This window comes from Ruegeria sp. HKCCD7181, assembly GCF_057221055.1.
Map to the genome: position 1 here is coordinate 167,156 of NZ_JBWVBC010000004.1, position 25,004 is coordinate 192,159.

Below are 25,004 nucleotides of genomic sequence, written 5' to 3' on the forward strand. Positions count from 1 at the left end.
AAAAAACGCGCGAGAAACTCTAACTCCAGGAGGAGACCATGGGAGAAATCGTCCTTGCTGCCAAGATGACCCACGTGCCCACCCTGCTCATGTCCGAGCAGGAGGGACCGATCAAAGGCACGCGCCAACCGGCCATTGATGGCCATCGGGAAATTGCCCGCCGTGCGAAAGAGCTGGGTGCCACAACGGTGATCATCTGCGACACACACTGGGTGATCAACGCAGGCTTTCACATCAACGCCAATAAAAAATTCGAAGGTCTGTTCACCTCAAACGAATTCCCGCAGTTCATTCAGGATTTGCCTTATTCCTATCAGGGCAATCCGGACATGGGCGACGCGATTGCGAAAATCGCGTCGGATAAGGGCGTTCATACTCTGGCGCATCACCTCGACAGTCTGGAACTGGAATACGGCACGTTGGTTCCGATGCGGTTCATGAGCCGCGAGCACGACATGAAGGTCGTCTCGATTGCTGCCTGGGCCACAGTGCACAGCCACGATGAAAGTCGCATTGTGGGTGAGGCGATACGCGAGGCGGTTGAAGCCAGCGATGAAAAGGTGCTCTTGGTTGCCTCAGGCTCGCTGTCGCACAAGATCTGGGCGAATAAGGACTATGCCGCCAATAACGGCACCTTCACCATCAGCTCTGAATTCAATCGCCAGATGGATCTGCATGTGCTTGAGATGTGGAAGAACGGCGATCATGCTACCTTTCTCAAGATGCTGGGCGATTATGCCAACTTCTGCTGCGGCGAAGGCTCGATGCATGACACGTCGATGCTGTACGGAGCGCTGGGTTGGGACGCCTACAACAAGAAATGCGAGGTCGTGACCGAGTATTTTCCCAGCTCGGGCACTGGCCAGACCAACGTCATTTTCCCAGTATAGCAGGAGGCTTAGATGCCCGTTCCAGCTCCCAATTTGTACCCCGATTTCAATACCATCCGGCTGAGCCATGTCTGTCTGAATGTAAGTGACCTGGCTGCCTCGCGCAAATTCTATTCCGACGTACTGGGCCTTCAGGTTTCGGATGAAAGTGACAGTCATGTCTATTTGCGCGCGATGGAGGAACGCGGCCACCACTGCGTTATCCTGCAGAAATCCGATCAGCCGGGCACTGTTGAGGTGATGGGGTTCAAGACCTTCGACGAAGGGGACCTGGACCGGGCCGAGGCATATTTCCAGTCTAAAGGACGCTCAACCGAATGGGTCGAGCGCCCCTATCAGGGACGAACGCTGCTGACCTCGGATAACATGGGGATTCCGTTGGAATTCTATCACAAGATGGATCGGCTTGAGCCGATCCATCAGAAATACGCGCTCTATCGCGGGGTAAAGCCGCTGCGGATCGACCATTTCAACTGTTTTTCGACCAGTGTTGATGACAGTGTGGCCTTCTACAGCGACTTTGGCTTCCGCGTGACGGAATACACCGAAGACGAAGACAGTAAGCGCCTGTGGGCTGCTTGGATGCACCGAAAAGGTGGCGTGCATGACATGGCCTTTACCAATGGCAAAGGCCCGCGCATGCATCACGTAGCCTTCTGGGTGCCAACACCGCTGAACATCATCGACCTGCTCGATTTGATGTCGACCACTGGATATGTCGACAACATCGAACGCGGGCCCGGGCGGCATGGTATTTCCAATGCATTCTTCCTGTATATCCTTGATCCCGACGGTCACCGGATCGAGATCTATTGCTCGGATTACCAGACTGTTGACCCTGATCTGGAGCCGATCAAATGGGATCTCAAAGACCCGCAGCGCCAGACACTTTGGGGCGCGCCTGCGCCACGCAGCTGGTTCGAACACGGCACATCCTTTGTAGGTGTTGACGTGAATGAGGCCGAATTGGCTGCTTCACCCATCATTGCACCGTAAGGGGTGGACATGATCACACTAAAAGACCCTGGATTGCTGCGCGAGGCCGCGCTGGTGGGTAAGCGCTGGATTGAAGCTGATCCGGCCTCTGGTCTGGCCGTCACCAACCCGGCCACGGGGGAGGTCATTGGCTATGTGCCCAATCTGGGCGCCACCGAGACCGCCGAGGCCATTGCCGCCGCCGAGACCGCGCGCCACAGCTGGGCCAAACGCACCGCGAAAGAGCGCAGCCAGATTCTGCGCCGCTGGTATGAGCTGATGATGGAGAACCAGGACGATCTGGGCACCATCCTGACCGCCGAACAGGGCAAGCCGCTGGCCGAGGCCAAGGGCGAGATCGCCTATGGCGCCAGCTTCATCGAGTGGTTTGCTGAAGAGGCCCGCCGCGCCTATGGTGACGTCACCCCTGGCCACGCGCCAGACAAGCGGATCGTGACGATCAAGCAACCGATCGGCGTTGTTGCCGCGATCACACCGTGGAACTTCCCCAACGCGATGATTACCCGCAAGGCGGGCCCTGCATTGGCGGCGGGTTGCTCGATGGTTCTGAAACCGGCCAGCCAGACACCGTTCTCGGCCATCGCGCTGGCGGTTCTGGCCGAACGCGCCGGATTGCCTGCGGGCTTGTTCTCGGTTGTGACCGGCTCGGCCCGCGGCATTGGCGGCGAGATGACCGGCAACCCGACGGTACAGAAGCTGACCTTTACCGGCTCGACCGAGATCGGCGCGCTGCTTTATGCGCAATGCGCACCGACGATCAAGAAGCTGGGCCTGGAGTTGGGCGGCAACGCGCCCTTCATCGTGTTCGAAGATGCTGATCTGGACGCCGCTGTCGAAGGCGCGGTGATCGCCAAGTTCCGCAACAACGGCCAGACCTGCGTCTGCGCCAACCGGATCTATGTGCAGTCCGGGGTCTATGACGCTTTTGCGGCCAGGCTGCGCGACAAGGTGGCAACGCTGCCCGCCGGCAACGGCTTTGACGAGGGCATCGTCTTTGGCCCGCTGATCGACCAGGCGGCGGTGGAGAAAGTGGCCGAACATATCTCGGACGCCACCTCCAAAGGGGCCGAGGTCACTCTGGGCGGCAAGGCACACGAACTGGGCGGCACGTTCTTCGAGCCAACCATCCTGACCGGGGTCACCTCGAAGATGGCGGTGGCGACCGAGGAAACCTTTGGCCCCGTCGCCCCGTTGTTCCGGTTCGACACCGAAAGCGAGGTTGTGGCCGCCGCCAACGATACCGAGTTCGGCCTCGCCTCATACTTCTACTCGCGCGACATGGCGCGGGTCTGGCGGGTATCCGAGGCGTTGGATTATGGCATGGTCGGCATCAACACCGGGCTGATCTCAACCGCCGAGGCGCCATTTGGCGGCGTCAAGATGTCCGGCCTCGGCCGCGAAGGCTCGCGCTACGGGCTCGATGACTTCATGGAACTCAAATACCTGTGCATGGGCGGTATAAACGCCGACGAGGAGGCATAATGCGCTTTGCAACATTCAACGCCAATGGTGAATCCTTTTTCGGTGCGATCACCGACGAGGGCGCGATTGCACTGAACGGCGATTTCCCGGATCACGACACCCTGTTTGAGGTGATTGCTGCCGGTAAGTTCGACCAGCTGACCAAGGTCGCCAACGGAAAGCCCATATCGCATACGGACTTCACCTACGAGATGGTGATGCCGGATGCCCGCCGCATTCTATGCGTCGGCGTGAATTTTCCGGACCGTAATGCGGAATATAAGGATGGCAGTGCGCAGCCAAAATACATGTCTCTGTTTCCGCGCTTTGCCAGTGGTTTCACAGGCCATGACTGCCCACTGATCCGCCCTCCGGAAAACCACACATTGGATTACGAAGGAGAGGTGGCCATCGTTATCGGCAAGGCAGGTCGCCGAATTTCGCAGGCTGACGCTTATGACCATATTGCCGCGCTGACCTTATGCAATGAAGGCACGATCCGCGATTGGGTGCGCCACGCCAAGTTCAACGTCACACAAGGCAAAAACTGGGACAATTCGGGTGCGATCGGCCCATGGCTGGTGCCCTTCACCAATGCAGCACAATTGGATGACGCCCGCATTCAGACCCGTGTGAACGGTGAACTTCGCCAGGACGACACGCTCAACCGCATGATGTTCCCGATCCGGCGCGAGATCGAATACATCTCAACCTTCATGACCCTTCAGCCCGGGGACATCATCGTCACGGGTACGCCGACAGGCGCAGGTGCGCGGTTCGATCCGCCAAAATATCTGGTTCCGGGAGACGTGGTGGAAATATCGGTTGAAGGTATCGGGACCTTGCGCAACAGCATCCAGGATGAACAGGTATGACACCCGAGGATCACGCACGCGCCGCGGCCGACTTGCTTCAGGCTGAACGCTCGCGGAAACAGATCGGGTTGCTAACCCTGCGCCATCCCGAAATTGGAATGGATGACGCGTATGAGGTGCAGAATGCCATCTACCGCCAGAAGCTGGCCGAGGGACGCCAAGTGATCGGATGGAAGATCGGGTTGACTTCGAAGGCAATGCAATATGCGCTGAACATCGACATTCCTGACAGCGGGATATTGTTTGATGACATGGTCTTTGACAACGGAGGTACCGTTCCGGCAGGCCGCTTTATCCAACCGCGGATTGAGGCTGAGATTGCCTTTGTCATGAAGGCGCCGGTGGGTGGTGAAAATGTCACCCGCGAGGATATCATCGGAGCTACGGATTACGTTGCTCCGGCCATCGAAATCCTTGATACCCGTATTCAACGGGTTGACCCTGAAACCGGCAAGGCGCGTACCGTTTTTGACACGATCAGCGATAATGCCGCCAATGCCGGCATCGTGCTGGGCGCAGACCGTCATGCGGTCGATGCCTTCGATTTACGATGGGTCGGTGCAATGACTTTCCGCAATGGCGAGATTGAGGAAACAGGCCTGGGAGCAGGTGTGCTGAACGACCCGGTTGAGAGCGTCGTCTGGCTAGCCCGCCGCATGGCGCAGTATGGTCAGAGTATCGAACCGGGTCAGGTGATCCTGTCGGGCAGTTTTATCCGGCCCATCGAATGCCCTTCGGGCACCCAAATCCACACTGATTTCGGATCGTTCGGATCGGTCAATATCAAATTTGCTTAAAGGAGCGTGCCCATGCCCGCCCCCATAAACGCGTTCAAGGCTGCGTTGAAAGCCGGGAAGCCTCAGGTTGGTTGCTGGATCGGAATGGCCGACGCCTATGCGGCTGAAATAGCCTCGACCTCTGGGTTCGATTGGCTGCTGGTCGATGGTGAACATGCGCCGAACGATCTGCGTTCGATTCTGGAACAGGTACGGGTTATCGAAGGCACCGGCAGTCATCCGGTTGCGCGCCTGCCCATCGGCGAGACGTGGATGATCAAGCAATACCTTGACGCTGGCGTTCAGAGCATTTTGGTCCCCATGGTCGAAAGCGGGGATCAGGCGCGGGATTTGGTCCGGGCTGTTCAGTATCCGCCACATGGCGTACGCGGAGTAGGATCTGCCTTGGCGCGCGCCTCGCGTTTCGCGGCGATTCCGGATTATCTGACTACGGCGGATAAAGAAGTCTGTTTACTGGTTCAGGTTGAAAACAGGCTGGGACTGGAAGCCCTGGATGATATTCTTGCCACCGATGTGGATGGTGTTTTTATCGGGCCGTCAGATCTGGCCGCAGATATGGGTCACATCGGTAATGCTGGTCACCCCGAAGTGGTCGAAGCGGTATTAGAAGCGCTGACACGGATCGTCGCTGCCGGCAAAGCGGCGGGTATCCTGACGCTGGACCCTGCAATGCAGCGGAAATGTCTGGAACTGGGCGTAACCTTTCTGGCGACCAATATCGATGTGACCTTGTTTGCCAGGGCAGTGCGCGGGGCAGCTGATGCAGCCCTGGCGCTGTTGCCGGATCAGGCAGTGTCAGGCGTTGCGCGAACGGCTTCGGCCAGCAAATACATGCAGCAGCTTTGCAAACATTGGTCCCATAAAGCCGAAGTTTCCTTCGATGCGGATCGTGGAACCGTATCCTTTGCCAATGGTAACCGAGTTTCAATGCAAGCAGATGACTCCGGTCTGAAGCTGAAGGCTGAAACCGGTCCAAGAGGTGACTTGGCTAGATGGCAAGGGGTCATTGAATCTCATCTTGCCCGGTTTGCCTTTCGCGAAGAATTCCACATCGAGTGGGCGAGTTAAGTCCAGTTTCAGGGCGGTCGAAGGTCAGAGCAAAAGAGGGCAACCATGCCAGAACCGATATATGCCATCGGGGATATCCACGGTCAGTTGGGGATGCTTGAAGATGCGCTGTCTCGGGTTGAAAGAGATGGCGGTCCGAACGCTAAGGTCGTTTTTTTGGGCGATTACACTGACCGCGGACCGCATAGCCGCGAAGTTCTGGATTTGCTGATCGAGGGGCAGGGCAGTGGCAGGAACTGGGTTTTTCTGCGGGGCAATCACGACCAAATGTGCGCGATGTTCCTAGAGGACTATCCACGTACTGATGCGCGACAGTTGGTCGGTTATCACTGGCTGCATCCTCGCGTCGGCGGTGTCGAGACCTTGAATTCGTATGGTATCAAGGTCACTGAAGGTGATCGAATATACCAGGTCCACGCTGAAGCCAAAAAGGTAGTACCTCAAGCTCATATCGACTTGTTGACCAGCTTGGAAAATTACCATCAGGAAAACGGGATTCTTTTTGTCCACGCCGGAGTCCGACCCGGTATCGCATTGGAGGAGCAAGATCCGGGTGACTTGATCTGGATTCGCGATGAATTCCTGGATGACCGCCGCGAATTCCCTTGGCTTGTTGTGCATGGGCATTCACATGTTTCGAAACCCCAACATCACGGAAACCGTATCAACCTTGATACTGGTGCGGGCTACGGGCATGCGCTGACCGTCGCGGTATTTGAAGGAACAGAATGCTGGGTATTGAATGCGGGCGGTAGAGATCGTCTGTTGCCGTAAACGGATGAAACGACTTGAAATTCGTTTGTCGGCAAAGCGAACGTGTCTGAGACACGAGCCCGTCTGGGTATCAGGTGACGCCAAACTACTCCAGTGCGGCAGGCCTTACCAACTTCGTGGCAATAGGACACAAGGTTGGTTTCTCTGGGATGAGCTGACTTAATTTCCAACCTTGTCGGATGTTCTGGTTTTTTAGAAGTGCTATACGAGCGCAGCCCGTGGATAACCGTTTGAGCCCTCTATCGTAGGCAACAAGGTTGATTACCATTTGCAGCATTCTGCACGCTCGACCTCAAAGGCCTTTGGCTGAGGGGATCCGGTTTGTGAGGGTAAGAAAATCAATGCCCTCTCGCCTCGGTATCCTCTGATGTCAACAGATTTTTCTTTCGAAACGTTGCTTGCATTGGGGATCGCAACAGGAATTCAGCTTGAGTTGAAGCGATTAATTCGCCCATGTCCTCGTCAGGTGTCACACACGCGCTTGTGCACGTATTCTCACGCGGTGTAACAGCAAAATCCCTCTTGCACATCAGGGTCGCCAGGTATAGATCACCCGCCACGGTCGGAGTGTAGCTCAGCCTGGTAGAGCACTGTCTTCGGGAGGCAGGGGTCGGAGGTTCGAATCCTCTCACTCCGACCAATGAAACAAGGCGCCCGAGGGCGCCTTTGTTGTTTTCAGAGGAATGGCCGCAACGATATCCGCAACGTTTCGTTCGATAGATGTGCTCAGTTCGTTCACTACCGGCATCCACCAACTACCGAATTAGCACTTCATATCTTCCAGTCCATAATTCCCGCTGCGTTCTTAAGCGCATCTGGGCTGTAGGACCGATAGACGTTTTCCAGAGTTTCGCGCGAGGTCGCAAAATAGGCCGTGGCGTCCTCCAGTGTCATGCCGCGCATGAACGCCCAGGTAACCGCTGTGTGCTTTAGGGTGTGCGGCGTCACATCCTTTAGACCCGCCCGCTGGACGGCCGCACGAAAGGCCTTGTCGATCCGATCTATCGGCGCCCCCTTAAACGACACTACGTGGCTCCCCTCCTGGGCCCAGGTCTTCATCTCCGCGTGGAGCGTGCCAGGCATCTTGACCATTCCCTTGCGCTTCTTGGTCTCGGCCTCGGCCTTGCCAAGGAAATGGATCACCCCGCTGTCAAGATCGACCCAGCCGCTATCAAGGGAGGGTATCCACTTCAGCCGCGTGATTGCGGTCTTCCGACGTCCGGTATATAGCGCGATCTTGATGAACCGCTGGACGTGAGAAGCAGAGGCTTCCAGCAGGCGCTGGATCTCCTCCTCGGTCAGCCAGCGGTCATTGGCGACTCCCTTTTCAGGCAGGGTTACGATCGGTGCATGGCTGATCCTGCGCGACGCCAGGGCGTATTTGACAGCGGCGTTCAGTGTGTTCATCTCGCGCCGGACGGTCCATGCGGCGCACCGCCTCCAGGCCGTATAGCCCCGGCACCTGTCGACGTCGATCTGGGACACCTTGAGGTCGCTCCAGTAGGGCGACAGTGCCTGTATCGTGTAGAGCAGGCGGTCCCTGTCGCGGACCACCTTTACCTTAGCCTCGCCGTAGTGCACCAAAACCTCGCCAACGGTGATCTTGCTCGGATCGCGGTCGCGATCATCTTGCCGCTTCTTGCTGGCGATGTAATTGCTCAGGACTTCTTCCGCTGCCTCATGAAATCCATCACCAAATCCTGTCCGGATCTGCTGCCCTCCGTCGAGGATGACCCAGGCGCCATCGTCCTTGCGCTGGAAGAGCCGGGCCGGTTTGCGTTTACGGGGCATGTCGTGAACCTCTTCAATTCGTCGTGGGTCATGTAGTAGCGCTTGCCGAGGCGAACGGCGTTGACTTCGCCCTGGTGGATCAGGGTCCGAACCGTTCTGGGGTTGATCGTGCGATGCAAGGCGGCCGCGAATTCCTCGACCGTGAGAAGTGCTTCGTCGCTACTCATGACGTGACCGCCCGGAGGTTTGTGTCCGTCACCCAGATGCCAAGTTGGCGTTCAGCGATCGACGTCTCGGGCATGGGTGCCGAACTCCTGATCTGCGTGCGCATTGCCGGGAGGCTCCTTTTTTGTGCAATCAATAAGTCTATAGCAAGCTCGATGACGGGTGAGCGTTGGAGATCGGAGAAAAATCGTAATCTATTGAAATATCTAGAATGAAAAAACTGATTGGAGCCTCCGTCCACCATTTTCGATAGCGATTTTTATAACACAGCGGACCAACAACTAATCCAAGCGGCCGCTCTCTAGCGAGCTTCCCGCGCCGCCCTCTGCGTCCTGCTTAAGAAATGCTGTGTCATCTGGATGACTGAGTAAGAAATCGGCTTGCGTGTTCCTGTCCCCCGACAACGGTCAGATGTCGGACATGACTATCTCGGCCGTGATGCGTCGGATCCAAGCTGCGGAGGAGAAGGAGGGTCGCCCGGGCTTCCTAGATCCTCGATCGCGTCGCCCAACAGTCCCTCATGGTCTGCGCTCTAGCTTTAGGGACTGGGCTGTCGAGCGCACGAACTACCCTCGCGACATGGCTGAGATGGCACTGGCACACAACGTCGGCAGTGATGTTGAGCGCGCCTACAGACGCGGAGACATGGTCGAGAAGCGGCGAGGGATGATGGAGGAATGGGCGCGTTTCATAAGCACAAAAAAGAGACTGTAAAAATGTTTAACGAGATGATCTCCGTAATTGCGTGATGACTCTGAAGCAATCTTACTTTAAGGGCGGGGATCTGCCGTTCACCGAGGCAACTATGGGTGTAGGGAATGCGCTGCCCACGGACCGTCGTTGCTGATCTAACCAATGGCGGCTAGATCGCGCTCTTTCAGCCTGTCATGCGCCTTTCTTTAGCTTGGCTTTGCCATCACACTCAGGGAAGCGGACACAGCCAAGAAACGCTCCATAGCGGCCGCGTCGCTCGACAAGCCATCCCGCGTCGCAACTGGGACAAGCCGGCTGGGTCTCCCCGCAATCACCACAAATCAGGACATCACTGGCCCGAGAACGGACCGGGAAGCCGATACCACAGGCGGGGCAAGCCGGCATTCGACTGCCGCACAGCTTCACATGCTCGCAGCGATACCAGTCGCGACCATCTTTGCCTGCCATATGGAGTAGACGCCCGCCACAAGCCGGACAGGTGTGGGTGTGCTTCTGGGCCTCCGGTGGCACGACTACGCCGAACTCCGGTTCCTTTATCAGCTCCTCGACGAAGACGGAGGGGCGCGCCTCGGACGCAAGGATGGTTACGGACCGCCGGGCCCGGGTCACGGCGACATACATGACACGCCGCTCTTCGGCATTCGGAAATGGCTCGGTCTCGGGTGACACCAAGCTGAGCAGAGGGTCATCGACGATCATCGACGGAAAGCCCATCTTGGCGTTGTCGGCGCCAAGAATGATGACGTGATCAGCCTCAAGGCCCTTCGAGGCATGTATGGTCTTGAAGGTGATTGTCGCCCCGGGATTCTGGCGCTGAAGCCGCCCCACATCGGGCCTCAGGAAACGATATCGCCCCAGGATCAGGATCGACGGCTTCCCGCCACCCTTGCCTTCAGTAGCGGCAAGACCAGCTACGGCGTCGTTCAAGGCAGTCTCCCCCGTGTCGCGGCGTGTCCAGGCAATCCTGATCGAAGGTTCATCCGTTTCGCCTGCCGGTATCACCGTCTTGGTGATCTGTGCGGGATTTCGGAGAACGAAGCGACGCGCAGCCAGTGCGATCTTGTCGACTGACCGAAAGGTCCGGCCAAGATCGACGGTGCGATGGACACCAGTGGCCCCTGCATAGATGCCTCCGAACTCCGCACCAAAGTTACGCATGATGTGAATGTCCGATCCGGCAAAGCGGTAGATCGACTGCCAGTCGTCGCCGACGGCAAACACCTTGGCATCAGAGTGCTGGCGTTTGAGAGCCTGGATCAGATTCGCCCGCCCAGTTGAGATATCCTGAAACTCGTCGACGAGAATGTGACGGAACGGGCTCTGGTAGCGCCCGCTCTCGACGAGCGCCGTCGCGCGGTTCACCATATCCTCGAAGTCGATGCGGTCGCCAAGGCGGGACTGATACTCACGAAAGACTGCGCCGAAAATCTTGAGAAAGGCCTCTGCCCGCGTGCCCATCTTCAGCGTTTGCGCCTTGTCGGAGCAATCCTCAACCCGATAGCCGCCGTTCTTGAAGTGGCGCAGGAAGGTGCCCATCAGCGAGGTGAAGCTGTCCACCACCCCGACCTCGGCCACACGATCGTAAATCTCGATGTCCGGGATCGGCCGCAGCGTGACATGTGGTTCGAGCTTTTCGGCAAGCGCTTCGAGCAGCCGGCCTTCTTCACGCTCCCAGCTGTAGGTCTCGACGAGAACTGTCTCGTGGTCGGCATGGACCTGCCGTTTCCAGTGCATGCTTTCGAGGTATGCATCGCGATCGACGTAAGGTGCCGTGGTCAGCTCCTCCACGCCGTCCCTGCCGCGTTTCTTACGCACGCCGAAATGCTCGATGTAAACGCCGCTCTCTGTCAGCCGGAAATCGGGCATGTAGGTGCGGCGCCCGGTCTTCTGGAGTCTATGCTCGTAGCTTGGCTCATATTCGTAAGCGATGCCGTTTCGGAACAGCCAGTTGGCGATCAGAAGCTCTTCGAAGCTGTTCACCGTCTCGCCTTGCAGCGTCCGCAGGTTGCGGCTTTCGATCTGCGCATACCATTCGTGCTTTGTCTTGAAGTCCCATTCTGTCGGGAATTCGTCGAAGAAACCAGCGAACCAGCCGATCACGGTCTGCGCGATCTCGTTGGCGGTCGCCACGATGTGCCGCAAGATCTCCTTCATCAGCGACAAGAACGCCTTGTCGTCGGTCGCGGTCGGCGCCAAAGGCGGCTTCTCGCCTTCCACTTCGCCGATGATCTCATACGCCAACGCGTGGAAGGTGCGTGCCGTCACGGGGACCCCGCACCTGGCCTCTATCCGCTCCGACATCTCGGTTGCGGCATCCTTCGCGAAGGCCAGCAGCAGAAGCTCGCTCGGCTTCCGTATTCCGGCCTTCACAAGGTAGGCGGCCTTCGCGGTGATCACGCTGGTCTTGCCCGACCCCGCGCCGGCTAGAACCAGCGTCGCGTCTTCGTCGACGACGACGGACAGCCGCTGCTCCGGCGTCAACGGCATGGACTCGACCGTGTCGAAGAAATCCTTCCAACGAAGCAATTGAGCTTCCACGAACGCCTCGATTGACGCGTCCCGGGCGGCAATCAGATCGGATGCGAACGCCATGATCGGCGCAATTCGGGACATCACCTTGTCGCCGACGGCTTCTGCATTGAGCTTGGACAGCACCCTGACGGTCAGGTCGACAGCATCGTCCGCAAGTGGGGCTACGCGGCATGCTGCGGGATAAGCATCCGGCACTTTGAGCGCATTGAGCGCATGCAGGATGCGCCGGACAGCGGCGTCCTCCTTCTCCAGCTCCGCCCAGTTGAAATCCGTCCATGCGTTGGCGGCGGCGTCTGCGAAGGTTCTGGCCGCAACCATATCCACTGCCGGCAAAGTCAGGTTTTGGTCGCCTCCAAGATCGAGCGAAAGCGACGACGAGACTAGGCCCTTCCTCACTGATGGGCGCGTCGCGATAGCTTCAAATCCTATCCAGGGCGAACCAGCGCCGCGTGCCGCAATACCCTTTTCACGCAGCGTTAGGGATCTTGGGTGTCGGCCCAGAGGGTCAACCAAGAACCCTAGGAAGGATTTTGAGACGAGATTCATGTGCACCGAATTGTCAGTCTTTTCCTGGGTGTAGCAAATATTGGAAAGCGGGAAACCTAAAGGAACGCATTTCTGGCGCGAATGGGCGGCTACTTTGTTCAATTTTGCACGACGATGCACTCGAGCCGGGTGAACGGTTGGGGCGGAGTGCGGACTCTCACTATGCAACTTATCGACGTCGACTCGCTTAGCTTATGCTTCGAAGTTGTGTTTCCAATTTCGAAGGGCCCAAGCTAAGGTTTGGATTTAGAAAATACATAGCCACGAGCAGCATGGTTAACGTAACAAGTGTAAATCTTCCCGCGCCTGCCGACTGGCAGGCATTCGAGCGGCTGACGAGGGATCTGTTCGAAAGCGAATGGCAGACAGACGACGCCCGTGCCAATGGCCGGTCGGGTCAAAAGCAGCATGGTGTCGATGTTTATGGCACCGACCGGGTTCACAAAAAGTGGGTTGGCATCCAGTGCAAAGGCCGCTCCGGCGGAAGCTACGGGAAGGCGCTTAAAGAAAAAGAGCTTCGTGAAGAAGTCGAGAAGGCCAAGGCTTTCCGACCCCCACTCGACAGGTTCATTCTCGCCACCACAGCCCCCAATGATGCGCGAATACAGGAAGTCGCGCGCGAGCTGAACGAGAAGAACCGCAAGGGGTTTCTCTTCGAAGTCGATGTTATGGGTTGGGACGAGATCAAGGCTGTTCTCAATCGCCATCCTCACGTCGCGGCGATTCATTGTTCGGGCGTATCGACGATCGCCGACCTCCAGATATCGGAAGCGATGAATGACCTGCGCGGTGACGTCTCCAGGGAGCTAACAGGGATCTCATCCGCCATCCTTGATCTCCAGAGGTCAGCCTCGGCAGCAATAGAGAGAGAACCGTCCGATGACGCACTCGGTCAGCGCATCACCGACGCAGCCGATCTTCTGAATGATAGCCCTGCGCAGTCGGCTATCTCCCGGCTCGAAAAGCTCTTGGAAACCGAAGGCCGCGAAGCGAGCGCCCGAAACCGCTTCCGTCTCAAGGCCAATCTTGGCTCCGCCAATTTTGCAAAGGGTGACAAGCATGCAGCCGTAGATTGGTATCGTCAGGCTCACGATGAGTATCCCGATACATCCGAAGCGCTATCCATACTGGCGGCTGCTGAGTCCATCGCAGGCAATCGTGAGAAGGCGGCTGAACTGGCCGCCAGCGCCATGGCGATGCGAGAGCCACAACAGCGGGCGGCCGGGGTGTTCCTGGAGACGGCTCCGGCGGAAACGCCATGGCAAGAGCTTCAGACCCAGCTTCCGAAACAGTTTCAGCGGATCCCGGAGCTCCTTCTGGCACTCGCGGAACACGCCCAGAAAGCGGGCCTGATCAAGGATTGTCGGCGGTTGACCAAGGATGCGGTCAATCGCGATCCCGACAATTGGCGCGTGCGAGCATATGCGGGCTACCTCAGGTTCCAGGAGGTAGTCGAGCGAGAAGACATCCGCAGCCTCAGCCTCATGCGGAAAAGCGACATCGAGATCGTCGAGGATGCAAGAGCACATTTTCTCCTTGCCTGGGACCTTCTACAGGCAAGCGGATGGGCGCGAGAGGCCGAAACCTGCGTCATGAACGCCCTCTCGGCCTCCCTGATGCTTGGGGATGACGAGAAGGCCGAAGAGCTCATCGAAGAAGCATTCCGGAGACTTGGAGATACGCCGCAACTGCTCCGGTTCCGCGCCACCCATCAGATGCACAAGGGTGAGGATGCCGCGGTTGCCGATGCGCTGTCGAGGATTCCCGAAGGCGATCGGGATCCGAATGACGAGCTCATGCTTCTTCAGGCGCGCATCAATGAAGATCATCCAGAGGCAGCCCTCGCACGTGCCGAAGTCTTGTATCGAGAAGTGGAAGACGCCGGTTTGCGTGTCGCATTTGGCAACTGCCGTATCCTGGCGGCAGCACAGATCAACCCTGCTCTCTTCAAGGAAGTTGCCCATGACGTCCTGACGGAGCATCCAGACTCCGCTCTGCTCTTGGCCTGCTTCGTGTTCAACCATCCCGGAGATCTCGACGATCCCGCGGTCATCGATCGCCTTGCCGAGTTGTCAGGGCACGAAACCAACAGCTTCGCTCGTGACCGTGCGGCTCATGCCCTTGCGAGGGTTGGACGGAACTCCGAGGCCGCGGACATCTATATCGACCTCTGTAGTCCTGACACGGATACGCCCCAGCTCAGGATGGCACTCCAGACACTGGTGAACAGCCGCAGAACCCGCGAAGCCCGAGAACTCTACGGGAAGATCGACGCCGGGATCAAAGATACCGCGAGCATGCGCAGGATCGGCGCAGTCATCTTTCAATGCGCTGGAAACCTGACGGGTGCCAGGAAGGAACTCGAGCACGTGTTCGGCACGGGGGAAGAAACCTTGGAAGACCGAGCTCGCTGGATCGAAATCTGTGAGCGTCAGCCGGACACCGCGGCAATCACTCGTTACCTCGACACCGTGCCAGTGGATATTGCCGGCGATCCCCGGATGCGTATGCACCTCGCGCACAAACTCGATCACTACACGGACGATTTTCACAAGGCTCTCGAGATTGGATACCGCGCATTGCGCGACGGCTACGAAGATTCCCAAATACACCTTGGCTTCATGGTCGGGTTGATCCTGACCGGCCGGTCTGGGCGACATGTCGATTTCGACCGCGAGGTCGTCGAGGAGGATACGGTCGTTGTGGTCTCGCGAGATCACGCTGACCCGCTCACGAAGATCATCGAGACAGCCCCTGCCCCACGGGCGGACCGCGACGAAATTTCCCCTGATGACCCACTGGCTCTTCGCCTGATGGGAAAGGCTGTGGGTGACAATCTCCCGATGGATTCCGCTGTCGGGAAGCTGAACGCCACCGTCACAAAGATCCTGTCCAAGTATGCCCATGCGTATCATCGGTCTCAGAAGGACTTCGAGCGCCTGTTTCCTGAGAGCAAGATATTCGGAGCGCTGCGGATCGATGAAAATGATTTGGAGGGCAGCTTTCGTCCCATCTTCGAAAGCGCCAAGGAGCGCGCAGAGCAGGTCAAGCGCATCGAAGAGGCCTACGCTTCCGGGAAAGCCCCCATGGCGTTGTTGGCCGCCGCTGGTGGAGGCACGGTCTTCGATTTTTGGGATTTCCTTCGGCACCACGGCAACATCAATATCAAGATGGCCCTCGGTAACGCCGTCGAGAGGAAGGCCGCGACACAATCTGTCCTGGCTACGCCGGGCTTGATCGTCGATCCCATCACCCTTTACGGCGCCCAGACCCTCGGATTTGTAGACAGCCTTCTTCAAGCCTACCCGGATCTGCACATCACCCAGAGCAGCATCGATCTGCTTCACGAGGCCTACCAAGCCAAGGTGGATGCCATCGGAGGGGCGGGGCACCGAGGTAGCCTTGTCGCGGACGATCACGGGATGCGCATAATCGAAATGTCCCAGGAAACCTCCGACCTCCTCATCTCGAACCTCAGACAAACCCTCGAGATTGCAAGAAGCCTGACAATCGCCATGCCGGAAGAAGGCACCACTCTTCATCCAGATTTCGAGGCTGTATTCGAAGATGTTGGCCCATGTTTCGTAGATACGTTGGTAGTCGCCAAGGAGAGAGGTTGGACCTTGTTGGCGGATGATACTGCTCTCCGGCTGTTCGCCGGCATGGATGATGTCTCATCGGCTTGGAGTCAGGTTGCGCTGCAGATCGCGCGCAATGCGGGCACGCTTTCGCAGGATGCGTATTCTGAGGCCCTCGGGGCAATGCTGGAGGGGAACTACCGATACGTCAGCATCGACGGAGACACGACGCTGTTCGAATGGGAGCGCAAGGATACGTCGCCATGGCTGAACCAATTCCTCGATCATATCGCCCTGCCGTCGAACGACCCCTGGAGCATTGCTCAACTGATCGGGTCCAGTCTCCTGGATCTCTGGGACGGCGAAGACGATGGTGCCCTTTGTGTGGCCTATGCCGCCTTCATGCTTGAAGCTCTCTCAGAGAGGTTGGGCGAAGATGGGGCTGTCAAGATGCTGGGTGACTCGGTAGCCGCGGCAGTCTCGAGGGCGCAGAGAAACGCCCGCATGATCAAACTCCTCCCAATCCTGTCGAGCACTACCAGTCTCGCTTCGCCGAGTTTTCTGGCCCAGGAAATCAATCACGACCATAAAGAAGCCGTCCTGAACACAATAGGTGGCTGCGTAAAGTCAGCGCGGAAACTATCCAAGCTGCCTTAAATTGATCTCATGGTTAATGGCGGCGATTGACGTTATCTTTCGTTGCCTCGACACGACACGAGGGTCTGCTTTCCGTAGCCGCGTTGCAGAAACCGTAGGGCCGGCGGATGACCGCTTCGGGCCGTTTCAATCCAAGCTCATCCCAGCCTATGCCAGAGTTCCCTAAACTGCGGTTGATCTCGACGCGAGTTGTGGTCGATAGTGCGGGAAAATGGTAGCAAACGGCACTCAGATGCCGGTGAGGACAGCAAGTGACAATCGAGAAGACGCTTTTTGCGGCAGCCGACAAGATGCGCGGCTCCATGGATCCGGGCGAATACAAACACGTGGCCCTTGGCCTGCTCTTCCTGCGCTACATCGGCGTGGCCTTTCAGCGGAAGTATGACGAACTAATACCTGAGGGCGCAGAGGTCGCAGAGGATGTCGATGAATACCTGGCCGACGGCATCTTCTGGGTGCCCGAGGCCGCGCGCTGGAGCACGCTGGCCGCGAACGCCAAGGACAAAGGCATCGGTGTCAAGGTTGACAACGCCATGCGCGCCATTGAGGCCGACAACGAGCAGCTCAAGGGTGCACTCCCTAAGGTCTTCGGGCGCGAAGCACTCGATCCGACCATCGTCACTGGCCTGATTGACCTCTTCTCAAACATCGAGTTCGACAGCACCCCAAAGGACTTTGACCTGATCGGGCGCATCTACGAGTATTTCATTTCTGAATTCGCCAGCAACGAGGGCAAGCGTGGCGGCGACTTCCATACCCCAAAACCGGTCGTCGATCTCATCGTCGACATGATCGAACCTTTGAAGGGGCGGCTGTATGAGCCCTGCTGCGGCTCCGGCTCTTTCATGGTCCAGTCTGAGCGCTTCATGGAGAAGCACGCCGGCCGCCGCGCCGATCTGGCCGTTTATGGGCAGGAACGGAACCACACCACATACGGCCTCGCTCGAATGAACCTCGCCATTCGGGGCATCGTTGCGAACATCCAGTGGAACGCCGAGGGCACGCTGCTGCGCGACGCCTTCCCGGACGAGAAGTTTGACTTTGTCATGGCGAACCCGCCGTTCAACATCTCCGACTGGTCCGGCGACCTCCTGTCCGAAGACCGGCGCTGGAAATATGGCACGCCCCCGGTCGGCAACGCCAACTTCGCCTGGATGCAGCACATCTACGACAAGCTGGGTAGCACCGGCATCGCTGGCATGGTCATGGCCAACGGCTCCATGTCGTCCATGTCCTCGGGCGAGGGTGACATCCGCCGCGCCATGGTTGAGGCCGAGGCAGTGGACGCCATGATCGCCTTGCCGGGGCAGCTCTTCTACGGCACCCAAATCCCAGCCTGCATCTGGATCTTGGCCAAGGATAAGTCGAACGGCGTGGCCAAGGACGCCAAGCTGCGCGACCGGCGTGGCGAGGTGCTATTCATCGACGCCCGCAAGATGGGCGCTCTGGTGTCAGGCTCGCGCAAACAGAAGGAGCTGTCGCACGAGGAGATCGCGCGCATTGCCACCGCCTACCACGCCTGGCGCGGAGAGCCGGATGCTGGCGCCTATGCCGACGAGCCGGGGTTTTGCAAGGCGGCCTCCATGGAGGAGATCGCGAAGCACAACTTCGTCCTGACTCCGGGCCGCTATGTCGGTGCCGGCGCGGCCAAGGAAGATGGCGAACCCTTCGAGGAGAAGTTCGACCGCCTGACGGCGGAACTTCGGGCGCAGTTCGCCGAGGGGCGGCGGCTGGAACAGCAGATTTCGACGCAGCTCGAGAAGCTTCAATGACCCGGGAAGTCTTGCTCGAAGATGTCGCGCGAGAGGTGACCGTCGGCCATGTTGGCTCAATGGCCGACGAATACCTCAAGGATGGCATCCCGTTCCTGCGGTCCCTGAATATTCTGCCTCACCGAATCTCCCGAGAAGATATCCGGCACATTTCGCCCGAGTTTCATGGGCGTCTTAGGAAATCGGCTCTTAAACCCGGTGACGTTGTGATTGTTCGCACAGGGAAACCCGGCACATGCGCCGTGATTCCCGAAGACCTACCGGTAGCCAATTGTTCTGACTTGGTCATCGTCCGATGCGGGCCAGAGATCCGACCTCGTTTCCTGGCCTACTGGGTCAACACGATCGCCTCGGAGCATGTCGCCTCGCATCTCGTCGGCGCTGTCCAACAGCACTTCAATGTCGGCGCCGCCAAGAAGATGCCAATTGTCCTCCCTGATATCGCAGAGCAGGACAAGGTTCTCTCGATCCTCGGTGCCCTCGACGACAAGATCGAGCTGAACCGCCGGATGAGCGCGACGCTGGAGGAGATGGCGCGGGCGCTCTATCGGTCCTGGTTCGTGGATTTCGACCCCGTCCACACCCGCGCCCTCGGTCAGCCCCCCGCCCACATGGCCCCCACCATCGCCGCCCTCTTCCCAGACAGCTTCGGCCCTGACGGCCTGCCGAAGGGGTGGGAGCGGGAGCCCCTCTCGCAGCATGTGAAGGCGACACGTGGGCTCAGCTACAAGGGCAAGCATCTCTGCGGGCCGGGCGACGGCGTGCCGCTCCATAACCTAAACTCCATATACGAAGGCGGCGGATACAAGGACGAAGGGGTGAAATACTACAACGGCGAATTCAAGCCGCGCCATGAAATCCGTCCGGGTGACCTGATCGTTGCGAACACGGAGCAGAGCTTTGGGCTGGAATTGATCGGCTACGCGGCTCTTGTTCCATCCTGGTTCGGTCCATCGGGTATTTTCAGCCAGCACCTCTACAAGATCGAGATCAGACCCGGCTCCCCGTTTTCGAAAGAGTGGGTCTACCTTGCCCTGTCGATTGCTCCCCTCGGCGTCGAGATGCGGGGTTTCTCGAACGGCACGACGGTGAACATGCTGCCCGCCGATGCCTTCGAAATCCTGGAGGCCGCCATCCCTCCGGCTGCAATCGTGGAGAAGATGAACGAGATCGTGCGACCTGCCTTCGCACAGCAAGAGCGCCTTCGCGAAGGGTCGCGAACCCTCGCCGCCCTGCGAGACGCCCTTCTCCCCCGCCTCATGTCTGGCGAACTCCGCATCCACGAGGCCGAGAAAGAAATAGAGGAATTTGTATGACGGTTTCCGATGACCTGCAGCTCGAGGCATTTGCTCGAGAATTTCTCGACGCCTATCTCGAGCATGGTTTCACGACGATGGGTAAGCGTGAAATCGACTTGCTGGTGCTGCGTCTGATTGTTGAACATTCTGAAGGCTGGTCATGGGAAGATCCCCCGACCGCATTCGAACTCTCGCAGAAGCTCCGGGCCAAGCGTAGCCGGATCCGCTCCATGATGGATGAGCTGTCGTTCCGGCATCTGGCCGACGAAGATCGCGCCCGAAAGCGCCTACGGAAGGTTATCGAGGATCGCATCCGGGAGGAAGGGGATCAGGTCTTCGAGGAAAGCCGGGTGCGCCTGCAGATCGAAGATGGCTTCCTGAGGGAATTCGCCAAGGATCTGGTCCAGAAAGACTACGGGATCGTGGACTCGTCCTTCAACAGTTCGATCATCGTTTTGTCCGGCGACAAGTTCCTCGCTCTGGTTTTCGAGGTGTTGCCCGAGAGCGCGCGTAAGAAGGTCGAAGAGGAGCTCAAGCGGCACAAGGAAGAGCTTTCTGCGACAGAGCAGAGGGGTCTCTTCCGGATGTTTATCGAGCAGGCGGTCAAAGGGGCAGGTGCTGAAGGCGGGAAGCAAGCTGTCCGCTTTGGTGTCGCCGCCCTGACAGGAGGCACCTCCGAACTTGGCGGCTTCGTTGACTGGTTCATGCAGAAAATGCGGGGTGAGGATCCCGGCGATCCTCCGACACCGGGAAGCGTGGAGGTCTAATGTTCCAGATCGACCGTTCCGCCAACCGCCTGCGCAAGCTCGAGCGCACCAGCTTCTCCGAGGTCGGGTTCCGGGAACGGGAGCATCTCCAGGAATGGCTGGCCACCATGCCGGACGCCCTCTGCGAGGCGATGAGCGAGGGCGAGGATGGTCTTCTGATCATCCAGAAGGAGTTCGACGGGTTTGACGGCACAAGGGAGCGGTTGGACCTGCTGGCACTCGACAAGAGCGGGCAGCTTGTCATCATAGAGAACAAGCTCGACGACTCCGGGCGCGATGTCGTCTGGCAGGCCCTGAAATACGCGGCATATTGCTCGAGTCTGAAGAAGGCCGAGATCGTGGGCATCTTCCAGCAGTATCTCGACCGCGAAGCCGGCGGCGACGCGGTCAGTCTGATCTGCGAGTTCCTGGGAGAAGACACGCTGGACGAGGTCGTGCTGAACGACGGCACCAACCAGCGCGTCGTTTTCATCGCCGCGAATTTCCGGCGGGAGGTCACGGCGACGGTCCTCTGGCTGCGCGAGCACCAGATTGATGCCCGCTGCATCAAGGTCCTGCCCTATAAGTTCGGCGAGGAGATGTTCATCGACATTCAGCAGGTGATCCCAACGCCCGAGGCCGCCGACTACATGATCCGCATGGCCGAGAAGGACAACGAAGAGAAATCGGCCAAGGGCGCTCAGAGGTGGAGCCACCAGACGCGTCTCGAGTTCTGGGAGCTGGCTCTGGAGGCACTCCGCGGCGCCGGCTTAGAGCGATGGCAGAACATCACCCCGTCGCGCGATCACTGGCTAAACTCCAGCATCGGCGTCTCCGGTGTCACACTGACACTGATTTTCCTACGACATGAGTTGCGCGTCGAGTTCCAGCTGAACCGGTCTGATCGGGACGAGAATAAGTGGCTCTTCGACCAGCTTGCCGAGAACAGGGAGACGTATGAGCAGACCGTCGGTGAGGAACTCGAGTGGCGCCGGATCGACGACAAGAAGGTCAGCATGGTCGTCTGTAAGACACCGGTCCAAGGATACAGCAAGGAGAACTGGCCGGAGATGATCGACTGGCTCGTCGAACACTACCGGAAGATGGACGAGATCTTCTCCGAGCCCGTGCGGGACCTGGCGGCTCGCATGAAGCCGGGTGGAGGCTCCTGATGGCCTGGAACTCGGAATCCGACCTCGAAGACTGGATGATGGGGAAACTGGCCGGGCTGGGCTATGCCGCCGATTCCGGTGCCGAGATCTCGCCAGAAAAGCGCGATCCGGAGCGCCGTAGCTTCCACGAGGCGGTCCTGCGGAAGGTGTTCGAAAAGGCCGTGAGGCGCCTAAATCCTAGCCTACCAGATGGCGCGGTGCAGGAGGTGATGACCCGTGTCACCGACGAAGTCTTCGCCGGCGACCTGATGGCCGAGAATCGGCGCCTTCACGGCCTTATGACCGGAGGTGTCCCAATCACCTACTTCAGCCAAGGTGAAGAGCGACATGGGCGTGCACGCCTAATCGACTGGAGCGACCAGGACAATGCCTGGCATGCCTTCAACCAAGTCGACATGGTCGGGCGGAACCCACGAATCCCGGACATCGTGTTTTACCTGAATGGCCTGCCTCTGGTCGTGGTGGAGCTGAAGGGCACCGAGGGAGCCGACATCGAGGCAGCCTTCAACCAGATCGAGACCTACAAAGCCGATATCCCGAACCTGTTCCGGACCACGGTCTTCTCGGTGATCTCCGACGGACTGAACGCACGATACGGCACGCTCTCGGCCGGCCTTGACCGGTTCATGCGGTGGCGGACCGTCGACGGCAAGACCATTCTGTCGGAGCGCGAGGGTCTAGCTCTTAACACGCTGACCGAAGGTCTTCTAAATCGGCCCGTTTTACTCGACATGCTGCGCTGGTTCACTGTCTTCGAGGACGAGGGCAAGGGGCCAGTGAAAAAGGCGGCCGGCTATCACCAGTTCCACGCGGTTCGAAAAGCCACGGAGTCGATCCTCGGTGCGCGCAGCGACGATGGCAAGGGCGGTGTCATCTGGCACACGCAGGGCTCCGGGAAGTCGCTCTTGATGGCTTTTCTCGCCGGTCGGGCCATGCACCTGCCGGACCTGGAGAACCCGACGATCCTGATCCTCACTGACCGCAACGACCTCGACAACCAGCTTTTCGCCACGTTCGGTCGATGCAAAGATCTTCTTGGCGAGACGCCGGTTCAGGCGGACAGCATCGAAGACCTGAAGACGCTGCTGAACCGGCAGGTCGGCGGCATCGTATTCTCGACGATCCAAAAATTCCGACCGGAGCGCGGCCAGGACTTCCCGGAGCTTACGGACCGATCCAACGTCATCGTCATGGTCGACGAGGCGCACCGGACACAATACGGGTTCGAGGCCAAGATGGACCAGAAGACCGGCGAGGTGCACCATGGTCTGGCTTATCACCTGCGCACGGCTTTGCCCAAGGCCGTCTACGTTGCATTCACCGGCACCCCTGTGGAATTGGTCGGCGCGAACACGCGGTCGGTATTCGGCGACTATATCGACGTCTACGACATCGCTCAGGCGGTCGAGGACGGCGCAACCGTGCCGATCTACTACGAGGGACGTGTGGCCCGCGTGGAGATCGCGGAGGATTTGCGCGACAGTCTAGACGAGGAATTCGATGAGGCGACCGAGGCGCTGGCTGAGGATGAGACAGGAGCTGCCGCCAAAAAATGGTCGCAGATCGAGAAACTGGTCGGTGCCGGTCCCCGCCTTGACGCGGTGGTCGCCGACATCCTTGAGCATTTCGACGCCCGGTTCGAGGCCATTGACGGCAAGGCGATGATTGTCTGCATGAGCCGTCGTATCTGCGTCGAGGTCTACGAGCGCATCGTCGCCGTCCGCCCCGATTGGCATTCTGAAACCGACGAGACCGGTGCGGTGAAAGTCGTTATGACCGGAAACGCCACCGATCCCCAGAATTTCCAGCCCCACATTCGCAGCAAGGCGAAGCTGGAAGCCCTCAGAAAGCGATACAAGGATACTGGTGACCCGCTAAAGCTGGTGATCGTCCGTGACATGTGGCTGACCGGCTTCGACGCGCCCTGCATGCACACCCTCTACGTCGACAAACCGATGAAGGGGCACGGGTTGATGCAGGCGATTGCTCGGGTGAACCGGGTCTTCACCGGAAAACCTGCCGGTCTCGTTGTCGATTATATCGGTCTTGCAGCTGATCTGAAGAAGGCCCTCGCGCATTACTCCCAAGGAGACCAAGCCCAGACGGGGGTTGACGAGCGGGAAGCAGCTTCGGCCTTCCTCAATGCGCTGGACGTTGCGCGTGGATTGTTCCATGGGTTCGATTACTCGCGGGTTCTTGGTGGCACGGCTGCCGACCGGATCGAAATTCTACCGGCGGCGGCAAACCATGTTCTCTACCAGTCGCGTGCCGATGGGCAGGAAGGTCACAAAGATTTCGGCAAGCGGTTTCTGGATGCGGTTGCGGCGCTCGCCAGGGCATTCAAGCTGGCGGCAGGGTCGTCGGAAGCCAAGGAGCACTCCGAAGAGGTGGCCTTTTTCCTGGCGGTGAGGTCCGCGCTGCAGAAGCTCGATGTAAAGGGCGGCGGAGGGCGGAACTCTTCACCGGATTTCGCGATCGAGCAACTTCTGAACCGGGCTGTCGCCTCGACCGAGGTCGTGGACATCCTCGAGGCGTGCGGGTTCAACCGCCCAGATATCAGCGTTCTGTCTGAAGAGTTTCTCATCGAGATCCAGAACATGCAGCACAAGAACCTCGCCGTAGAGGCCCTGAAGAAGCTTCTCAACGGCGAGATTAAGGCGCGGACGCGGGGCAACGTCGTGCAGAACCAGAAGTTCTCGGAACGCCTCACGAACGCGATCGCTAGGTATCACAACCGCAGCGTCGATGCCCTTCAAGTGATCCAGGAACTCATCGGAATGGCCAAAGACCTGAGCGCCGAGCCCGAGGACGATATGTCGGAGGCGGAACGGAGCTTCTACGACGCGTTGGCGCAGAACGAGAGCGCCGTCGAGGTCATGGACAACGAACGGCTCAAGGTGATCGCATCTGAGCTGGTGAAATCGGTTCGCGAGAACTCCGGTGTGGACTGGTGGCAGCGCGATGATGTGCGCGCAAGGATGCGCGTCGCCGTCAAGCGGATTCTGCGGCGGTATGGCTACCCCCCTGACCTTCAAGCCGCCGCCGTAAAACTGGTCCTCCAGCAAGCTGAGGCGCTGGCACAAACAATGTGACGGGTTGCAAAAAACGAGGCTCTCAGCTTGGTGTAGCACGATTCCACAGATTGAGCTCCAATGCCCGGGAGAATAGACCG

The 25,004-nt window shown here is 58.6% G+C and carries 15 protein-coding genes, 1 tRNA gene and 2 pseudogenes; 15 read left to right on the forward strand and 3 right to left on the reverse strand.

Annotated elements, in window-relative coordinates:
* Positions 1-38 precede the first annotated feature (38 nt).
* From hpaD (AC2TCY_RS09980) to AC2TCY_RS10015, 8 genes are all read left to right on the forward strand, one after another.
* A complete protein-coding gene (hpaD, locus tag AC2TCY_RS09980; protein WP_480847184.1) occupies positions 39-890 on the forward strand; it encodes a 3,4-dihydroxyphenylacetate 2,3-dioxygenase in 852 nt (283 codons plus the stop codon).
* 12 nt (positions 891-902) lie between these two features.
* Positions 903-1,886 (forward strand): 3,4-dihydroxyphenylacetate 2,3-dioxygenase, encoded by a 984-nt coding sequence (gene hpaD, locus AC2TCY_RS09985; RefSeq protein ID WP_480847185.1) that lies wholly within the window; start codon positions 903-905, stop codon positions 1,884-1,886.
* A 9-nt stretch (positions 1,887-1,895) separates the two neighbouring features.
* Positions 1,896-3,368 (forward strand): NAD-dependent succinate-semialdehyde dehydrogenase, encoded by a 1,473-nt coding sequence (locus tag AC2TCY_RS09990; protein WP_480847186.1) that lies wholly within the window; start codon positions 1,896-1,898, stop codon positions 3,366-3,368.
* Positions 3,368-4,222 carry a fumarylacetoacetate hydrolase family protein gene (locus AC2TCY_RS09995; protein ID WP_480847188.1) on the forward strand — a complete coding sequence of 285 codons (855 nt, stop codon included), beginning with the start codon at positions 3,368-3,370 and terminating at the stop codon, positions 4,220-4,222. The genes AC2TCY_RS09990 and AC2TCY_RS09995 overlap by 1 nt, the downstream gene beginning before the upstream one ends.
* A complete protein-coding gene (gene hpaH, locus AC2TCY_RS10000) occupies positions 4,219-5,019 on the forward strand; it encodes a 2-oxo-hept-4-ene-1,7-dioate hydratase (protein WP_480847189.1) in 801 nt (266 codons plus the stop codon). Before AC2TCY_RS09995 ends, hpaH begins: the two co-directional genes overlap by 4 nt.
* A gap of 12 nt (positions 5,020-5,031) precedes the next feature.
* On the forward strand, positions 5,032-6,087 hold the full coding sequence (locus AC2TCY_RS10005) for an aldolase/citrate lyase family protein (RefSeq protein ID WP_480847191.1): 1,056 nt from the start codon (positions 5,032-5,034) through the stop codon (positions 6,085-6,087).
* 45 nt (positions 6,088-6,132) lie between these two features.
* The gene (locus AC2TCY_RS10010; RefSeq protein WP_480847192.1) at positions 6,133-6,861 is read left to right on the forward strand and encodes a metallophosphoesterase family protein; all 729 of its coding nucleotides are present in this window, start codon (positions 6,133-6,135) and stop codon (positions 6,859-6,861) included.
* A 563-nt stretch (positions 6,862-7,424) separates the two neighbouring features.
* Positions 7,425-7,501: transfer RNA gene (locus AC2TCY_RS10015), tRNA-Pro, on the forward strand.
* A 131-nt stretch (positions 7,502-7,632) separates the two neighbouring features.
* Here AC2TCY_RS10015 and AC2TCY_RS10020 read toward each other — a convergent pair.
* Both AC2TCY_RS10020 and AC2TCY_RS10025 read right to left on the reverse strand, forming a co-directional pair.
* Complete coding sequence (locus AC2TCY_RS10020; RefSeq protein WP_480847193.1) at positions 7,633-8,652, reverse strand: tyrosine-type recombinase/integrase; 1,020 nt, start codon at positions 8,650-8,652, stop codon at positions 7,633-7,635.
* A 17-nt stretch (positions 8,653-8,669) separates the two neighbouring features.
* Positions 8,670-8,819: pseudogene (locus AC2TCY_RS10025) on the reverse strand (helix-turn-helix domain-containing protein); the annotation flags it as partial.
* Positions 8,820-9,201: 382 nt separating this feature from the next.
* On the opposite strand from AC2TCY_RS10025, the pseudogene AC2TCY_RS10030 reads away from it, so the two are divergent.
* Positions 9,202-9,531, forward strand: a pseudogene (locus AC2TCY_RS10030) (integrase); the annotation flags it as partial.
* A gap of 171 nt (positions 9,532-9,702) precedes the next feature.
* Here the strand turns inward: AC2TCY_RS10030 and AC2TCY_RS10035 are convergent.
* Positions 9,703-12,381 carry a UvrD-helicase domain-containing protein gene (locus AC2TCY_RS10035; protein WP_480847194.1) on the reverse strand — a complete coding sequence of 893 codons (2,679 nt, stop codon included), beginning with the start codon at positions 12,379-12,381 and terminating at the stop codon, positions 9,703-9,705.
* Positions 12,382-12,881: 500 nt separating this feature from the next.
* Between AC2TCY_RS10035 and AC2TCY_RS10040 the strand changes: the two genes are divergently transcribed.
* The 6 genes from AC2TCY_RS10040 (at position 12,882) to AC2TCY_RS10065 (ending at position 24,924) form a co-directional block, all read left to right on the forward strand.
* Entirely contained in the window at positions 12,882-16,844 is a 3,963-nt protein-coding gene (locus AC2TCY_RS10040; RefSeq protein WP_480847195.1) for a tetratricopeptide repeat protein, read from the forward strand.
* A 251-nt stretch (positions 16,845-17,095) separates the two neighbouring features.
* The gene (locus AC2TCY_RS10045; RefSeq protein WP_480847197.1) at positions 17,096-18,616 is read left to right on the forward strand and encodes a type I restriction-modification system subunit M; all 1,521 of its coding nucleotides are present in this window, start codon (positions 17,096-17,098) and stop codon (positions 18,614-18,616) included.
* Complete coding sequence (locus AC2TCY_RS10050; RefSeq protein WP_480847198.1) at positions 18,613-19,932, forward strand: restriction endonuclease subunit S; 1,320 nt, start codon at positions 18,613-18,615, stop codon at positions 19,930-19,932. Before AC2TCY_RS10045 ends, AC2TCY_RS10050 begins: the two co-directional genes overlap by 4 nt.
* Positions 19,929-20,681 (forward strand): hypothetical protein, encoded by a 753-nt coding sequence (locus tag AC2TCY_RS10055; RefSeq protein ID WP_480847199.1) that lies wholly within the window; start codon positions 19,929-19,931, stop codon positions 20,679-20,681. Before AC2TCY_RS10050 ends, AC2TCY_RS10055 begins: the two co-directional genes overlap by 4 nt.
* Entirely contained in the window at positions 20,681-21,832 is a 1,152-nt protein-coding gene (locus AC2TCY_RS10060) for a DUF4268 domain-containing protein (protein WP_480847200.1), read from the forward strand. The genes AC2TCY_RS10055 and AC2TCY_RS10060 overlap by 1 nt, the downstream gene beginning before the upstream one ends.
* On the forward strand, positions 21,832-24,924 hold the full coding sequence (locus AC2TCY_RS10065) for a type I restriction endonuclease subunit R (protein ID WP_480847201.1): 3,093 nt from the start codon (positions 21,832-21,834) through the stop codon (positions 24,922-24,924). The genes AC2TCY_RS10060 and AC2TCY_RS10065 overlap by 1 nt, the downstream gene beginning before the upstream one ends.
* The last annotated feature ends 80 nt before the right edge of the window (positions 24,925-25,004 follow it).

Bases quoted from the DNA above. Each gene is read 5' to 3' on its own strand.
- hpaD (WP_480847184.1), top strand. From the start codon at position 39: ATGGGAGAAATCGTCCTTGCTGCCAAGATGACCCACGTGCCCACCCTG.
- hpaD (WP_480847185.1), top strand. From the start codon at position 903: ATGCCCGTTCCAGCTCCCAATTTGTACCCCGATTTCAATACCATCCGG.
- AC2TCY_RS09990 (WP_480847186.1), top strand. From the start codon at position 1,896: ATGATCACACTAAAAGACCCTGGATTGCTGCGCGAGGCCGCGCTGGTG.
- AC2TCY_RS09995 (WP_480847188.1), top strand. From the start codon at position 3,368: ATGCGCTTTGCAACATTCAACGCCAATGGTGAATCCTTTTTCGGTGCG.
- hpaH (WP_480847189.1), top strand. From the start codon at position 4,219: ATGACACCCGAGGATCACGCACGCGCCGCGGCCGACTTGCTTCAGGCT.
- AC2TCY_RS10005 (WP_480847191.1), top strand. From the start codon at position 5,032: ATGCCCGCCCCCATAAACGCGTTCAAGGCTGCGTTGAAAGCCGGGAAG.
- AC2TCY_RS10010 (WP_480847192.1), top strand. From the start codon at position 6,133: ATGCCAGAACCGATATATGCCATCGGGGATATCCACGGTCAGTTGGGG.
- AC2TCY_RS10020 (WP_480847193.1), bottom strand. From the start codon at position 8,652: ATGCCCCGTAAACGCAAACCGGCCCGGCTCTTCCAGCGCAAGGACGAT.
- AC2TCY_RS10035 (WP_480847194.1), bottom strand. From the start codon at position 12,381: ATGGTTGCGGCCAGAACCTTCGCAGACGCCGCCGCCAACGCATGGACG.
- AC2TCY_RS10040 (WP_480847195.1), top strand. From the start codon at position 12,882: ATGGTTAACGTAACAAGTGTAAATCTTCCCGCGCCTGCCGACTGGCAG.
- AC2TCY_RS10050 (WP_480847198.1), top strand. From the start codon at position 18,613: ATGACCCGGGAAGTCTTGCTCGAAGATGTCGCGCGAGAGGTGACCGTC.
- AC2TCY_RS10055 (WP_480847199.1), top strand. From the start codon at position 19,929: ATGACGGTTTCCGATGACCTGCAGCTCGAGGCATTTGCTCGAGAATTT.
- AC2TCY_RS10060 (WP_480847200.1), top strand. From the start codon at position 20,681: ATGTTCCAGATCGACCGTTCCGCCAACCGCCTGCGCAAGCTCGAGCGC.
- AC2TCY_RS10065 (WP_480847201.1), top strand. From the start codon at position 21,832: ATGGCCTGGAACTCGGAATCCGACCTCGAAGACTGGATGATGGGGAAA.